This is a genomic window from Mesorhizobium sp., assembly GCF_041661565.1.
Lineage (GTDB): Bacteria > Pseudomonadota > Alphaproteobacteria > Rhizobiales > Rhizobiaceae > Mesorhizobium.
In genome coordinates this window covers 1-15,016 of sequence record NZ_JBAZUD010000127.1, presented here as the reverse complement: position 1 = coordinate 15,016, position 15,016 = coordinate 1, and the positions used below count along the sequence as shown (strand labels likewise).

Annotated in this window: 10 protein-coding genes; 9 read left to right on the top strand and 1 reads right to left on the bottom strand. The window is 63.5% G+C overall.

The window, feature by feature from the left end:
• From pbpC to WC739_RS19690, 9 genes are all read left to right on the top strand, one after another.
• Positions 1-1,968: penicillin-binding protein 1C (pbpC, locus tag WC739_RS19730; protein ID WP_372954705.1), on the top strand; the 1,968-nt coding region annotated here is incomplete at its 5' end.
• 424 nt (positions 1,969-2,392) lie between these two features.
• A complete protein-coding gene (locus tag WC739_RS19725; RefSeq protein WP_372954704.1) occupies positions 2,393-7,405 on the top strand; it encodes a beta strand repeat-containing protein in 5,013 nt (1,670 codons plus the stop codon).
• Positions 7,406-7,484: 79 nt separating this feature from the next.
• Entirely contained in the window at positions 7,485-8,588 is a 1,104-nt protein-coding gene (locus WC739_RS19720) for a TIGR03032 family protein (protein ID WP_372954703.1), read from the top strand.
• Positions 8,589-8,791: 203 nt separating this feature from the next.
• The gene (locus WC739_RS19715) at positions 8,792-9,817 is read left to right on the top strand and encodes a sulfate ABC transporter substrate-binding protein (protein ID WP_372954702.1); all 1,026 of its coding nucleotides are present in this window, start codon (positions 8,792-8,794) and stop codon (positions 9,815-9,817) included.
• 20 nt (positions 9,818-9,837) lie between these two features.
• Positions 9,838-10,689 carry a sulfate ABC transporter permease subunit CysT gene (gene cysT / locus WC739_RS19710; protein ID WP_372954701.1) on the top strand — a complete coding sequence of 284 codons (852 nt, stop codon included), beginning with the start codon at positions 9,838-9,840 and terminating at the stop codon, positions 10,687-10,689.
• Complete coding sequence (cysW, locus tag WC739_RS19705; protein WP_372954700.1) at positions 10,682-11,566, top strand: sulfate ABC transporter permease subunit CysW; 885 nt, start codon at positions 10,682-10,684, stop codon at positions 11,564-11,566. Before cysT ends, cysW begins: the two co-directional genes overlap by 8 nt.
• 12 nt (positions 11,567-11,578) lie before the next feature.
• Complete coding sequence (locus tag WC739_RS19700; RefSeq protein WP_372954699.1) at positions 11,579-12,619, top strand: sulfate/molybdate ABC transporter ATP-binding protein; 1,041 nt, start codon at positions 11,579-11,581, stop codon at positions 12,617-12,619.
• Between the two features lie 306 nt (positions 12,620-12,925).
• A complete protein-coding gene (locus WC739_RS19695; protein WP_372954698.1) occupies positions 12,926-13,912 on the top strand; it encodes a sulfate ABC transporter substrate-binding protein in 987 nt (328 codons plus the stop codon).
• Between the two features lie 248 nt (positions 13,913-14,160).
• The gene (locus WC739_RS19690) at positions 14,161-14,610 is read left to right on the top strand and encodes an Rrf2 family transcriptional regulator (RefSeq protein WP_372954697.1); all 450 of its coding nucleotides are present in this window, start codon (positions 14,161-14,163) and stop codon (positions 14,608-14,610) included.
• Between the two features lie 22 nt (positions 14,611-14,632).
• Here the strand turns inward: WC739_RS19690 and WC739_RS19685 are convergent.
• On the bottom strand, positions 14,633-15,016 hold a 384-nt coding region (locus WC739_RS19685), incomplete at its 5' end, for a gluconokinase (protein WP_372954696.1).

Sequence of the window (15,016 nt, the reverse complement as noted above, 5' to 3'; positions counted from 1 at the left end):
GAACTCACGGTCTCGACCGAAGTCCAGGACCGCGACGGCCAGCTGTTGCGTGCCTTCGCCACGCCGGATGGTTACTGGCGGCTGGGAACCCGGCTGGACCAGGTCGACAAGCAATTCGTCGACATGCTGGTCACCTATGAGGACAAGCGCTTCTGGGACCATGAGGGGGTCGACCTGCTGGCGCTGGCGCGCGCCGCCGGCCAGTTCGCCACCAGCGGCCATATCGTCTCCGGCGGGTCGACGCTGTCGATGCAGCTCGCCCGTCTGATCGAGCCACGCGAAAGCCGCAGCCTCGGCTCCAAGCTCAAGCAGATGCTGCGCGCCATCCAGATCGAGCGCCGGCTGTCCAAGCGCGAGATCCTCGAACGCTACCTGACGCTGGCGCCCTATGGCGGCAATCTCGAAGGCGTGCGGGCCGCTTCGCTCGCCTATTTCGGCAAGGAACCGACGCGGCTCAGCGTTTCCGAAGCCGCCCTGCTCGTTGCCCTCCCCCAATTGCCGGAAAAGCGACGGCCAGATCGCAACCTCGGGATTGCCCATGCCGCCCGCGACCGGGTTCTGGCCCGCATGGTGTCTTCAGGCCTGCTTGGCGAACGCGAGGCCGCGCGCGCCGCGCTGGACGGCGTCTCGGGCCTGCGCCGCACCCTGCCGGCGCTTGCCGCCCACGCCGCCTATGCGATGCTGCCAAAGGCCCTGCCCGGCCAGCCCCTGCGACTGACGATCCGCAAGAGCGTCCAGGAAGGGCTGGAGCAGGTGGCGCGCGATGCCGCCACCAGGCTTGGGCCGCGGCTCTCCGTCGCCATGGTGCTGGCCGATTCCCGCACCGGCGACATCCTCGGCGAAGTCGGCTCGGCCAATTTCTTCGATGCCAGCCGCTCCGGCTGGATCGACATGACCAAGATTGTCCGGTCGCCCGGCTCGACGCTGAAGCCGTTCATCTATGGCCTTGCGTTCGAGCAGGGACTGGTGGCGCAGGAAATGCTGATCGAGGACAGCCCCGTCGATTTCTCCGGCTACCGCCCAAAGAATTTCGACATGGGCTACCAGGGTGATGTCAGCATCCGCCAGGCGCTGCAATTGTCGCTGAACGTGCCGGCCATCCGCGTGCTCGACGCGGTCGGGCCCGCGCGGCTGATGGCGCGTTTCCGTCAGGCCGGCGTGAGCCCGGTGCTGCCGGTCAACGAAGCGCCGGGCCTGGCCATCGGTCTTGGCGGCGTCGGCATCACGCTGCGCGATCTCGTCCAGCTCTACACAGGGCTCGCCAATGGCGGCAAGACGCATACGCTGCATGACGGCACCGAGCCGGCCAGCGCCGAGGTCGCCAGCACCACCATTCTCGATGGCCAGGCCAACTGGCAGATCACCGACATCTTGTCGGGGGTCAAGCCGCCGGAAGGCGCCTTGCAGCGCGGCATCGCCTACAAGACAGGCACATCCTACGGCTATCGCGATGCCTGGTCGGTCGGCTTCGACGGCCGCTATGTCCTGGGTGTCTGGGTCGGGCGCCCCGATGCCGGCGCGGTGCCCGGCCTTTCCGGCTACGTCTCGGCCGCCCCCATCCTGTTCGAGGGTTTCGTTCGCTCGGGCCTGGCCACTGTTCCCTTGCCCGGTAAGCCGCCCGGCATGTTCACGCCCAAGCGCGAGGACCTGCCGGTGACGCTCGCCCGTTTCGGCGCAGGCGCCGACGGCCTGGTGCAGGCGACGCCGACCGAGCCCGCGCCCATCATCATCTTTCCGCCCAACGGCGCCCGCGTCGACCTCGCCGCCAATTCGGCCGACGCTTCGCCGCTGGTGCTGAAACTGCAGGGCGGCCGCGCGCCGTTCCGCTGGCTGGCCAACGGCAAGCCGCTGACCGGCATCGACCGCCGCCGCACCGCGACCTGGATGCCGGACGGCGCCGGTTATTCGACTTTGACCGTCATCGATGCTGCAGGGCGCGCGGCCAGCGTGAAAGTGTTCGTCGAATAGGCCGAACCCGCGTCCAACGAATGGGCGGACCATCGGTGGCAGGACCGTCCATTACGACGTCGCGAGGATCATCGCAGCCCCCGCTCGGCCCCTAGCGGTGACAGGCCGCACGGCTGCCCGCTACCCGGATCGCCTTCGACAACTATGCACGCGCGAGTGGTGGCACTTAGACTTGCAACGATTTGCTGGCTAAAGTTACCATCGCCTCGGAACACTGGACGCCAAGACGAAAGTCGCTTGGATGAATTAATCAAACCGGCGCCTGCCTTATCGTACTTGTACAGACGTTAAGGACAATAGAAACAAGGCCCTAGTGGCAATATTGCAACAGCATTTATCGATCTATCGATTTCGTAGGACCTCACGGAGACTCCATTTGCATTTTTTCCGCGCACCAACCCATATCGCCGCGGGAGGGCCTCAAATGGGTCATGCATTCGGTTCCGAAGTCGCTTTCACGAGCGTCAAGATTCAATCCGCGCCAAGACGTCGCCGCCTGCTCCTTCTGGGAACAGCGCTCGGCTCGACGCTCGTAGCCATTTCGGCTTCACCGTCATTCGCAGCGAACTGCGCGCAGCCGCCCTCGCCCGCTCCGATCACGGTCGCCGGTGCGGCGACGCCGATTTCCTGCACCAACACCGATGCCCGCACGGCAACCGTGGCGGGTGACAACGCGATCGGCATCGTCACGACGGGCGACGGCAACACGGTCGATATCACCAACAGCGGCACGCTGACGACCGATCCAGGATCCCTCATCCCCGGGCCGTCCTACTCGCAGTCGACCGGCGCGCGCGGCATCTTTGCCGGCACCAACGGCATTGGCGCCGACATCAACATCAACAACAGCGGCACCATCAATTCGTTCAGCGACAGCATCAAGGCGACCGACGCCACGACCAGCGGCACCGTCTTCAGCAACGACACCCACATCACCATCACCAATTCGGGTGACCTGACCGCCGGCCCGAACGCCGAAGGCATCTTCGGCCGCGCCAGCTACGGCAGCGGCAATGTCGTGACGATCGACAACAGCGGCAGCATCCAGACCGGCTACAGCACGTCGACATCCGGCACGTCCACCGGCATCGTCGGCAATGTCGGCGGCGACAATGGCCTGGTCGATATCACCAACAGCGGCGCCATCACCACCACGGGGCTGAGCGCGGGCGGCATCAGCGCGGTCGCCAGCTATTACAACGGCTCGAACAGCAGCATCGTCATCAACAACAAGGCCGGCGGTACGATCAACACGACCAATGGCGCCTACGGCATATTCGCCCAGGCGGGCAGCATCTCGCCGAGCAACAGCCTTCCCAACCCTGACAATGGCGGCACTATCCAGCTCAGCAACGCCGCCACGATCAATTCCGGCTATATCGGCGTCGGCGCCTTCACCTATGGCAGCGGCGGCGACATCACCATCGAGAACAGCGGCGCAATCACCTCCGGCAACGGCGGTGACGATGGCTCCGACGGCATCAAGGCGGTTGCCAACGGTAGCGACTCGACGCTCAGCGTCACCAACAGCGGCAACATCGACACCACGGCGGGCGGTGCGAATTCGATCGGCATCGAGGCCATCAACGGCCCACTGTTCACCGGCTCCAATCTCCAGATCTCGGTGAAAAACACCGGCGACATCACCACCGGCGCGGATTCGGAGGGCATCTTCGCGCGCTCGGGCGGCACCGGCAGCACGGTCACGGTCGACAACAGCGGCAACATCCAGACTGGAAGCAGCGCTTCGTTAAGCGGCAGCTCTTCCGGCATCTTCGCCGACGTCGACGGCGACAACACCCAGGTCAAAGTCACCAACAGCGGCACGATCAGCACGATCGGCGCCAGCGCCGCGGGTATTTCGGCGATCGCCAATTTCTACAATGGCGACAATGGCAGCGTCATCGTCGACAACAAGGCGAGCGGCACGATCACGACCACCGGCGCCGGTGCCTACGGCATCTTTGCCCAGACCGGCAAAGTCGGTGCGGCAAATGCCGACAATGGCGGCACGGTCACCATCACCAACGCGGCTGGCGTCAGCGCCGGCTACATGGGCATAGCCGGCTTCACCTACGGTACCGGCGGCAACATCACGATAGACAACAAGGGCAACATCACCTCGGGAACCGGCGGTGGCGAAAAATCCACCGGCATCAAGGCATTGATCGGATCCCCGGCAGGGGACGGCACCATCACCGTGACCAACACCGGTGACATTGACACAACCGCGGGCGGTGAAAGGTCGGTCGGCATCCAGGCCACGGGCGGCAACGCACTCACCAGCGCCAACGTCCATATATCTGTGACCAACTCCGGCGACATCAGCACCGGCATCAATTCCGTCGGCATCTTCGCCAACGCTGGCGGCGACAACGCCTCCACCACTGTCGACAACAGCGGCCGGATCGTCACCGGCGCCAGCGCCTCGACCTCGGGGGGGTCGAGCGGCATCTTCGCCGACGTCGACGGCGACAACAGTCTGGTCAGCGTCACCAACAACGGCGCCATCAGCACCACGGGCTACAGCGCCGCCGGCATCTCCGCGATCGCCAATTACTACAACGGCGATAATGGCAAGATCGTCATCGACAATAAGGCCGGCGGCACGATCACCACTACGGGGGTCGACGCCTACGGCATCGCCGCCACGGCTGGCAGCTTGAACGCTGTCGGGACCGGTCCCAATGCCAACGACAACGGCACCATCAAGATCACCAACGCAGCCACGATCAGCGCCGGCTATATCGGCATCGGCGCCTTCACCTATGGCAGCGGCGGCGACATCACCATAGACAACAAGGGCAACATCGTCGCCGGAACAGGCCTCGCCAAATATTCCGACGGCATCAAGGCCGTTGCCAGTGCCGGGGACTCGACGATCCGCATCACCAACAGCGGCGCCATCGACACCACGGCGGGCGACAACAAGTCGGCGGGAATAGAGGCCGTCAACGGCGGAAGTTTCACGGGATCCGACCTGCATATCTACGTGACCAATACCGGCGACATTGACACCGGCACCAATTCCGTCGGCATCTTTGCCCGCTCGGCCGGCGCACGCGGCATCGTGACGGTCGACAACAGCGGCAGCATCAGCACCGGCGCCAGCAGTTCGACGTCCGGCGGCGCCAGCGGTATTTTCGCCGATGTGAGCGGCGACGACAGCCAGGTCAGCGTTACCAACAATGGCGCGATCACCACGCAGGGCACCTCCGCGGCGGGCATTTCAGCCATTGCGAACTTTTACAGCGGCCAGGGCGACAACAGCAGCGTCGTCGTCAACAACAAGGCTGGCGGCACCATCACCACGACAGGCACCATGGCCTATGGCATCTTCGCCGAGGCTGGAACGGTCGCCAATGCCGACAATGGCGGCACGGTCACCGTTACCAATGCTGCCACGATCAATTCGGGAAGCAAGGGCATCGCCGCCTATACCTATGGCGCAGATGGTACTGTCCTCGTGACCAACAGCGGCGATATCACGACGACCGCCGGCCAAGGCTTCTTTGCCAAATCGAATGGCGATAACAGCAGCGTTACCGTCAACAACACGGCATCGATCAATGCCTATGGCGGATTTGCCGGGCTCGCCGCCTATACGGTCGGCGCCAACAGCAACATCATCATCGCCAACGGCAAGGACGCGACACTGTATGGCGACGACTTCGGTGTCGTCGCCGCGACGACCGGCACCGCGAGCGGTATCCAGGTCACCAATGATGGCCAGGTCTACGGCTTGCTCGGCGGCATCAGTGTCAATTCGACCGGCGGCGCGATCGTCAATGTCGGCACGTCGGGCTTTGTCGGCGCCGACAACTTCCTTGCCATCAAATCGACGGCCGGAACGGTCGAGATCAACGACAGCGGCATCATCTCCGGCCGGGTCGAGCTGAGCGATGCCGGCAACATCATGAACATCCAGGACAAGGGGCTCTTCCGGGCGATCACCAACAGCACGTTCGGCGCCGGCAACGACACGCTCTACAATGCCGGTGTCGTCAACGCATCCCGCAGCTATTTCGGCTTGTCGCCAGACACGGTCACCCTCTCCGGCCTGGAGAACTTCGTCAATGGCAGCTATGGCTCCGGGCCCGGCCTGACGACCATGATCGACGGCGTGGTCGGCGACAGCCTGACCACCAGTGGCAACTTCACCGGCCAGGGCAATTCCAGGCTCGGTGTGGATGCCGATTTCTCGAACAACACGTCGGATACGCTGACGATCGGCGGCAATTCCTATGGCCACACCAATCTCGTGGTGAATGTCACAGCCATTGCGCCCGGCGTGCCGACCACCACCTTCATCCCGGTCGTCACCGTCAACGGGGCTACGTCGGACAGCAATTTCGATGTCGCCGCGCCGGTCAGTGCAGGCCTGTTCGCCTACGACCTCTTCCTGCAGGGCGACCAGCACGGCCTGCGCTATGTCGGGCTCGGCAACGCGGCCTATGAACTGCCCGCCGGCATCACCGGCGCGCAGGATGTGTGGCAGGACACCACCGGCTTCTGGCAAGACCGCATGGCCGATTTGCGCACGCAGCAAAGCGGCACCCACAACGCCGACATGCCGGAGGAGAACCTCACCACGCGCATGGGCGGTGTCTGGGCGCGGGCGATGGGCGACTGGTCCAGCCGCGACAGCGACGTCAGCTACACCGATCCGATCTCTCTGCAGACCGAGACGCTCAATCTCGATCGCAAGCAGCGCACCGGCGCCTTCCTCGGCGGCGTCGACATGGGCATCGGAGGAGTCGCCGGTGGCGACCTGCTGTTCGGTGTCATGGGCGGCTATGTCACCTCAAAGCTCGACTTCAAGGCGACCGATGACAGCTGGGATTACAAGGGCGGCACGGTCGGCGCCTACGCAACCTATCTGAGCGGCGGTTTCTACCTCGACGGGCTCGTCAAGGCTGACTTCCTCAATGTCGATATTCACGACGGCCAGGGCGCCATCGGCGACAGCGCGAGCACCAACGCCACCAACCTCGGCGTGCGGCTGGACACAGGCTACCGCGTTGCCATGGGCTGGGGCTTCATCGAGCCGCAGGCCAGCCTGGAATGGGTTCACACCAACATGGACTCGGTCTCGCTCTTCGCCGGCGACATCGACTTCCAGAATGGCAGCAGCGGCCGCGCCAGGATCGGCGTGCGCGTCGGCACCGACATGCAGATGAACGGCATGACCGTCAGTCCGGACCTGACACTGAGCGTGTGGAACCACTTTGGCAGCGACAATGCCGTCAACATCGACTTCCCCGGCAACGCGTTCTCGGCGACCGACAGCGCCGGCAACGGGACATTCGGCGAAGTCGGCGTCGGCGTGAACGTGGCCAGTTCCAGCAACTGGTCTGGCTTGGTGCGGGGCAGCGTCCGCTTCGGCGACAATTACAGCGCCGGCTCCATCAGCGCCGCCCTTCGCTACGGCTGGTAATTCACCTATCGCATCTGAACTTCTTGCGCCGGCCCTCGTGGCCGGCGTAGTCATGAACGGGTCCATCCAAGGAGCAAGCGTGAGCAAATCCAGCGCCACCGAGGAGCCCACGGCGAAACCGGCACAAGCCGCGCCAGCCGGCCCTGCAGAGCAGCAGACCAATGTCTCGTTGTCGCGCGGCTTCATCAACTGGATGGAGACAGCGCAATGTTCGCTGGCCTTCACGTCCTACCAGACAGGACAATTGTTCCTTGTCGGCCTGACAGCCGACAAGAAAGCCTCGATCCACCAGACCAGCTTCACCAGGGCGATGGGCGTGACGGTTGCCGGGCAGCGCATCATCCTTGCCTCCGACACGGCGGTGTGGCGGCTGGAGAACATCCTCGGCCCGGGCCAGCTCGCCAACGCCGTCTACGACCGCATGTATATGCCGCGCGCTGCATCCTACACCGGCGACCTCGACATCCATGAACTGGCCGTGCGCGACGATGGGCAGGTCGTGTTCATCAACACCAAATTCTCCTGCCTGGCGACGCTCAGCCCAACCCATTCCTTCCGGCCGCTGTGGAAGCCGTCCTTCATCAGCAAGCTTGTGCCGGAGGATCGGTGCCACCTCAATGGTCTCGCCATGCAGGACGGGCGTGCCCGCTATGTCAGCGCGATCAGCCGGTCGGACTCGGTCGGAGGCTGGCGCGACCGCCGCTGGGAAGGCGGCATGATCATCGATATCACCGAGGACAAGGTGGTGGTCGACGATCTGTCGATGCCGCATTCGCCGCGTGTCCACAATGGTGCGCTCTGGGTGCTCGATTCCGGCCGCGGATTCCTGGTGCGCATCGATCCCGTCACGCATGAAAAGCAGAACATCGCCTTTTGCCCCGGCTTCCTGCGTGGCCTGAGCTTTCACGGGCGATTTGCCATCGTCACCACGTCGCTGCCGCGCGACGGCCTGTTCAAGGATCTGCCGCTGCAGGCCAATCTCCAGACGCGCGACGCCGAGCCGCGTTGCGCACTCTACATCATCGACCTGCACACAGGCGGCATCGCCGAGTGGATCGAGTTGAAGGGGCATATCACCGAGCTGTTCGACGTCGCCGTGATACCCGGTTGCCGTTGCCCCTCGTCGGTGCCGCTGAACAGCCCGAACATGGCCTCGCTGATCACCATCGACAGCGACGGCTGAGCATCGTCGGCAGTCCACCAGTCGCGGCCTGACAAGACATTGGCGTGAGCGCGAAGCTGCGACAGCGCACGAATGAGGAAGAAATTTCTCAACCTGGCGATTTCTAGCCGAATATTTTCTTCCGTTAGGCGAAAAAGGCAACATTGATTGCATCTAAATTCTATCAATTCGATAGAGTTCGCTTCAAATCAACGGAGGCGGGAATGCAACCTCATTTCAGGAAACTGCTCGGCGCGCTGGTCGCAACGTCTGTCCAGTTTGGTACGCTCGGTTTCGCGTTTGCCGACACCACCATCCTCAACGTGTCCTATGATCCGACGCGCGAGCTCTACAAGGCCTATGACGAGGCATTCATCGCGCACTGGAAGGCCGAGACCGGCGAGATGGTCACCGTCCAACAGTCGCATGGCGGATCGGGCGCCCAGGCGCGCGCCGTGATTGACGGCCTCGATGCCGATGTGGTGACCCTGGCGCTCGAGGGCGACATCAACGCCATCGTCTCCAAGTCGAAGAAGATCAACCCCGACTGGCGCAAGAAATTCGAAAACAATTCAGCCCCTTACACCTCTACGATCATCTTCCTGGTCCGCAAGGGCAACCCCAAGGGCATCCATGACTGGAGCGATCTGGTAAAGGACGGCGTCCAGGTGATCACACCCAATCCCAAGACCTCCGGCGGCGCGCGCTGGAACTACCTGGCCGCCTGGGCCTATGCCAACGCCCATGATGGCGGCGACGAAGCCAAGAACAAGGAATTCGTCGGCAAGCTCTACGCCAACGCTCCCGTACTCGACACCGGAGCGCGCGGCTCGACAGTGACGTTCGCGCAAAAGGGTATTGGCGACGTTCTCATCGGCTGGGAGAACGACGCCTATCTGGCGATCGATGAATTCGGCGCCGACAATTTCGAGATCGTCTATCCGCCGACTTCGATCCTCGCCGAGCCTCCGGTGGCGATTGTCGATGCCAATGTCGACGCCAAGGGCACGCGCAAGGTGGCGGAAGCCTATCTCGGCTGGCTCTATTCCAAGGAAGCGCAGACGATCATCGCAAAGAACCACTACCGTCCGGCCAAGCCCGAACTCGTGGCGCCGGCGGATATTCCGAAGACGCCGGAGATCAAGCTGATCTCGATCGACGATCCGCTTTTTGGCGGCTGGAAGAAAGCACAGCCTTACCATTTCGGCGACGGTGGTATATTCGACCAGATCTACAAGCCGGCCCAGTGAGCTAACCGGATCAGGACGATATGACCACAGCACCCGCGCAAGCGGGGTGGCGGTTCAGGCAGCCGAGCGTCATTCCGGGTTTCGGATTGACGCTCGGCTTCTCGCTTGCCTACCTCACCCTGATAATCCTCATTCCTCTGTCGGGGCTGGTCTGGCGCTCGGCCGCCCTTGGCTGGCCCGAATTCTGGTCAATCGTAACCGACCGTCGCACCCTCAACGCGCTTAAAATCAGCTTCGGCACCGCCTTCATCGCGGCCGCCGTCAATGTCGTCTTCGGCACGCTTGTCGCCTGGGTGCTGGTGCGCTACCGCTTTCCCGGCCGCCGCATCGTCGACGCGATGGTCGACCTGCCCTTCGCCCTGCCGACCGCGGTGGCGGGCATCGCGCTGACCACGCTCTATGCGCCGAACGGATGGATCGGCAAGTTGCTGGCGCCGCTGGGCATCAAGGTTGCCTACACGCCGCTGGGCATCGTCATCGCCCTGATCTTCATCGGCCTGCCCTTCGTCGTGCGCACGGTGCAGCCGATCATGGAAGAGATCGACCGGGAGGTCGAGGAGGCCGCCGCCACGCTTGGCGCCAGCCGCTTCCAGATCATCACCCGCATCCTGTTCCCGGGGCTGGCGCCGGCCATCACCACCGGCTTCGCGCTTGCCTTTGCGCGCGGCGTCGGCGAATACGGCTCGGTCATCTTCATCGCCGGCAATCTGCCCTACAAGTCTGAAATCGCACCGCTTTTGATCGTCATCCGGCTGGAGGAATACAATTACCCCGCGGCGACCGCGATCGCGGCGATCATGTTGCTGCTGTCATTCGTGATGCTCCTCATCATCAATCTCGCACAGTCATGGAGCCGCAAGCGCTATGGCTGACCCCGAGATCAAATCCTGGGCACCACACCATGAGAGCCGCTCGGCTGCGGTGACCGAGAGCCGGCCGGCGCAGGCCGTCCTGATGGCCATCGCCTTCGCTTTCCTCGGTGTGTTCCTGCTGCTGCCGCTGATCATCGTCTTCCATGAAGCCCTCGCAAAGGGCGTCGGTGCGTACACCCGGGCGCTGAGCGATTCCGATACCCGCTCGGCGATCCGGCTGACGCTGCTGGTGGCGGCCATCTCGGTGCCGCTCAATGTCGTCTTCGGCATCTCAGCCGCCTGGGCCATCGCCAAGTTCGAGTTCAAGGGCAAGGCCTTCCTGACCACGCTGATCGACCTGCCCTTCTCGGTCTCCCCGGTCATATCGGGCCTTGTATATGTGCTGCTGTTCGGCGCCCAGGGCTTGCTCGGCGGCTGGCTGAAGGCGCATGGCATCCAGATCCTGTTTGCGGTGCCGGGCATCGTGCTTGCCACAGTCTTCGTCACCTTCCCCTTCGTCGCGCGCGAACTGATCCCGCTGATGCAGGAGCAGGGCAATGGCGACGAGGAGGCGGCGCTCTCGCTCGGCGCCAATGGCTGGCAGACCTTCTGGTATGTGACGCTGCCCAACGTCAAATGGGGCCTGCTCTACGGCGTGCTCCTGTGCAACGCGCGTGCCATGGGCGAATTCGGCGCTGTGTCGGTGGTGTCTGGCCACATACGCGGCCTCACCAACACCATGCCGCTGCATGTCGAAATCCTCTATAACGAGTACAATGCCGTCGGCGCCTTTGCCGTCGCCTCATTGCTGGCGGGCCTGGCGCTCGTCACGCTGGTCTTGAAAACACTTCTCGAGATGCGCTACGGCGCCGAGATCGCCGCGACGCGCGGGCATTAGAAGGTTCTGCCGATGGAAGTTCGCGTTGCCAACGTGCGCAAGGAGTTTGACCGGTTTCCGGCCCTGCACGACGTGTCGCTCGATATCAAGTCGGGCGAGCTGATCGCACTGCTGGGCCCGTCGGGATCCGGCAAGACAACCTTGCTCAGGCTCATCGCCGGGCTGGAACGGCCGACGCGCGGAAAAATCTTCTTCGGCGACGAGGACGCCTCCCACCGGTCGATCCAGGAGCGAAATGTCGGCTTCGTCTTCCAGCACTATGCCTTGTTCCGGCACATGACGGTGGCCGACAATATCGGTTTCGGCCTGAAGGTCCGGCATGGGCCGACGCGCCCGCCGGCACAGGAAATCCGCCGCCGCGCCTCCGAACTGCTCGACCTCGTGCAGCTTTCGGGCCTCGAAAAACGCTATCCGGCGCAGCTCTCCGGCGGCCAGCGTCAGCGCGTGGCGCTGGCGCGCGCCATGGCGATCGAACCCAGGGTGCTGCTGCTTGACGAACCGTTCGGCGCGCTCGACGCGCAGGTACGCCGCGAACTGCGCCGCTGGCTGCGCGAAATCCATGATACCACCGGCCACACCACCGTCTTCGTCACCCATGACCAGGAGGAGGCGCTGGAGCTTGCCGACCGCGTCGTGGTGATGAGCCAGGGCCGCATCGAGCAGGTCGGCACCGCCGACGACATCTACGACACGCCGAACTCGCCCTTCGTCTATGGCTTCATCGGCGAGTCGAGCTCTCTTCCCGTCAAGGTCGAGAATGGCGAAATATGGCTGGCCGACCGCCCGATCGGACTGGCGGCGCCGCATGCGACCGCGGGCGACGCGACACTCTACTTCCGTCCGCACGATGTGGAACTTCTGGACGGCTGCAGCGGCTGCATCGCCGGCACTGTCGTTGCCAGCCGCCGCGTCGCCGGCACAAGACGGGTCGAACTCGAAATCGGCGGCGACCGCCGGCGCGTCGAGATCGAACTGCCGGTCGGCCATCCCGCCGCGCAGAAAAGCCGCGTGGCATTCCGGCCCGGGCGCTGGAAACTGTTTCCGGTCGCTTGATCCCGAGCGCTATTCCAACAGCCTGGCTGCGGTTGTTGCGGAGGAGCTTGGCCTCCTTCGATGGAGTCGTTGTTGGATGACGATGCTGGGGCGTAATGGTCTCCCTTACCAAAAGGCGCCACTACGCAATCAACAGAAAATCGCAGGCTGAAGCAAAGCCTATCTGGAACAGAATTCTAAAGACACGCCGTGTTTCTCACATCTTTTCCGCGCCAAGGCCGCGGAACCGTCATGCATGCCTCGCCCCGCCCCCTGTGCCACGGCTATTGTCGGGCCATGACGCATTGCATCCGGAGCCCTGTTTTCATGAAGCGATTTTTCCTCGGCGTCGTCACTGTCGCCGGCCTGTTCCTCGCATCCTCCCAAGCCTGGTCGGCCGACAAGTTGCTGAACGCCTCCTATGATGTCGGCCGCGAACTGTTCGTCCAGGTCAACAAGGCCTTCATATCAGCGCATCCGGGCGTGACCATCGACCAGTCGCATGCCGGCACTTCGGCCCAGGCCCGCGCCATCGCCGAAGGGCTCGGCGCCGATGTCGTCACTTTCAACCAGGTCCCCGACGTCGATTTCCTGGTCAAGAAAGGGCTGATCTCCGCCGACTGGCAGAAGGACTTTCCCGACAATGCCTCGCCCTTCTATTCGCTGCCCTCGTTCCTCGTCCGCGCCGGCAACCCCAAGCATATCAAGGACTGGAGCGATCTGGTCCGCGACGATGTGCAGGTGATCTTCCCAAACCCGAAGACGTCGGGCAATGCGCGCTACACCTATCTGGCCGCGACCGCCTACGCCAAGGAAGCTTTCAAGGGCGACGACGCCAAGGTGCAGCAGTTCATCACCAAGCTGTTCGCCAATGTGCCGATCTTCGACACCGGCGGCCGTGCCGCGACCACCACTTTCGTGCAGCGCGAGATCGGCGACGTGCTGATCACCTTCGAGTCGGAGACGCGCGGCATCCGCAAGGAATATGGCGACGACAAGTTCGAGCAGGTCACGCCATCGGTCAGCCTGCTGGCCGAATTCCCGGTGGCGATCGTCGACAAGGTCGCAGACGACCATGGCACGCGCGACCTCGCCAAGACCTATCTCGACTTCCTCTACACGCCGGAGGGCCAGGATATCCTCGCCCAGAACGGCAACCGGGTGCGCGACGCGGCCGTCGCCGCCAAATACAAGGACCAGTTTCCCGAGGTCCGCCTGCTGACGGTGGAAGACGTTTTCGGCGGCTGGGACAAGATCCAGAAAGAGCATTTCGCCGCCGGCGGCCTGCTCGACCAGGCCTACGGCAGCCGCTGACATCCTTCGTCGGGTTGAATGAGAGAGCCGGCGCGTCGCCGGCTTTTTCCGTTTCCTGCACCGGCGTTCCGGTTTTCAGTGGAATATCGGCGGCCGCCTGACAAAACGTTAGAAAGAATCAACGCGTTTGTGTCCAACATTTCCCTTCGACGGCGGTCTTGCTTCGCCTCATCGCGGACAAGTGTCATTATTTGCACACAAACAGTCGCCAGATGCGGGTGGTTGGGGCTTTATGGGTTGATCAGGGCATGCTGACGAAAAAAGGCAAATACGGCCTCAAGGCCCTCGTGCATCTGTCCGGTCTGCCGGCGGGCCAATTGGCCTTCGTCAACGACATTGCCATCGCCAACAACATCCCGAAGAAGTTTCTCGACGCGATCCTGGGCGAGTTGCGCAATGCCGGCTTCGTCCAGAGCCGCAAGGGCAAGGAAGGAGGCTATCGCCTCGCCCGCCCTGCCTCGGAAATCAGGATCGGCCATGTCGTGCGCGTGCTTGACGGGCCGCTGGCGCCGATCCCCTGCGCCAGCCGCACGCAATACCAGCGGTGCGAGGACTGCGACGAGGCGACCTGCCAGGTCAGGCACATGATGCTGGAGGTACGCCAGGCGATCGCCGAGGTGCTGGACAATCGCAGCCTCGCCGCCATGCGCGATGCCGACAATGATGACTTTCCTGTCGAACTGACATCGCGGATCTAGCGATTCACGACCCGGTGACGGCTTATAAGGCGCGTATCCGGCCGAGCGCCGCCGAGACGATGTCGCCGATCGGGCGCGTCGCGTCGAGCGTGAATGCCCGTTCTTCCGCTTCGGGCGGTTCGAGTATGGCGAACTGGCTGTCGACCAGGCTTGCCGGCATGAAATGGCCCTTGCGGTTGCCGACGCGGAGTTTGGCCGTGACCGGATCGATCTCCAGATAGAGAAAGACGATATCGCCGCAAAAGCCGCTCAGGCGCTCGCGATAGGCGCGTTTCAGCGCCGAGCAGGCGGCAACCACCCCTTGGCCTTGCGCCGCCGATAGTGCGATGCGCTCCCCGATCGCATCCAGCCAGCCCTCGCGCAGTTGGTCGGTGAGCGGCTGGCCACTTGCCATGCACGCCACGTT

Coding starts and splice junctions, on each gene's coding strand:
- WC739_RS19725 (WP_372954704.1), top strand. CDS start 2,393: ATGGGTCATGCATTCGGTTCCGAAGTCGCTTTCACGAGCGTCAAGATT.
- WC739_RS19715 (WP_372954702.1), top strand. CDS start 8,792: ATGCAACCTCATTTCAGGAAACTGCTCGGCGCGCTGGTCGCAACGTCT.
- cysT (WP_372954701.1), top strand. CDS start 9,838: ATGACCACAGCACCCGCGCAAGCGGGGTGGCGGTTCAGGCAGCCGAGC.
- cysW (WP_372954700.1), top strand. CDS start 10,682: ATGGCTGACCCCGAGATCAAATCCTGGGCACCACACCATGAGAGCCGC.
- WC739_RS19700 (WP_372954699.1), top strand. CDS start 11,579: ATGGAAGTTCGCGTTGCCAACGTGCGCAAGGAGTTTGACCGGTTTCCG.
- WC739_RS19695 (WP_372954698.1), top strand. CDS start 12,926: ATGAAGCGATTTTTCCTCGGCGTCGTCACTGTCGCCGGCCTGTTCCTC.
- WC739_RS19690 (WP_372954697.1), top strand. CDS start 14,161: ATGCTGACGAAAAAAGGCAAATACGGCCTCAAGGCCCTCGTGCATCTG.